The organism is Robiginitalea aurantiaca, assembly GCF_030380815.1.
Classification (GTDB): Bacteria; Bacteroidota; Bacteroidia; order Flavobacteriales; family Flavobacteriaceae; genus Robiginitalea; species Robiginitalea aurantiaca.
Window position 1 is genome coordinate 1 of sequence record NZ_JAUDUY010000037.1, and the last position, 598, is coordinate 598.

Annotated in this window: 1 protein-coding gene; it reads left to right on the forward strand. The window is 54.8% G+C overall.

Going from position 1 to position 598, the window contains the following annotated elements; translation table 11 throughout:
* A partial coding sequence (locus QU605_RS15335) for a PKD domain-containing protein (protein ID WP_289726205.1) occupies positions 1–598 on the forward strand: 598 nt, incomplete at both ends.

Genomic DNA, 598 nt, shown 5'->3' on the forward strand with positions numbered 1-598 from the left:
TGCCTGGAATTGATTATAGTGGCGTGCCGTTCCCACAGGGCACCTACACTCTGACCGCCACAGCCTATGACGGAAGCTATGGGGCGGGGAATATCATCGGGGTGACCAGCATACAGTTCTCCATTGCACCAGGAGGGGGCAACCTGCCGCCTTCGGCAATAGCCTCTGCCACTCCACTGAGCGGGGATGTGCCCTTGAATGTGAGCTTTACAGGCAGTAATTCCATTGACGATTCGGGGATTACTCAGTACAGCTGGAATTTTGGGGATGGCAACACCTCCACCGATGCAAATCCGAGCCATACCTATACTACCCCAGGGACCTATACGGCAACCCTGACGGTCACGGACGGGGATGGGCTACAGGACGATGCGTCTGTGCAGATTGTCGTCAACGACCCGGATGCCAGTGCCATCGCAGGGTTTACTCTTATTGATGCTTCTTCGGATGTGGACCTGTTTGAACTGACCAATGGGCTTCAGATCGATCCTACGGTCGTCGCGGGTATCGATTTGAGCATTAGAACCAATACGAACCCGCCTGTGATCGGAAGTGTCCGTATGGTCCTTTCAGGGCCTGTCTCACGCACACAACTGGA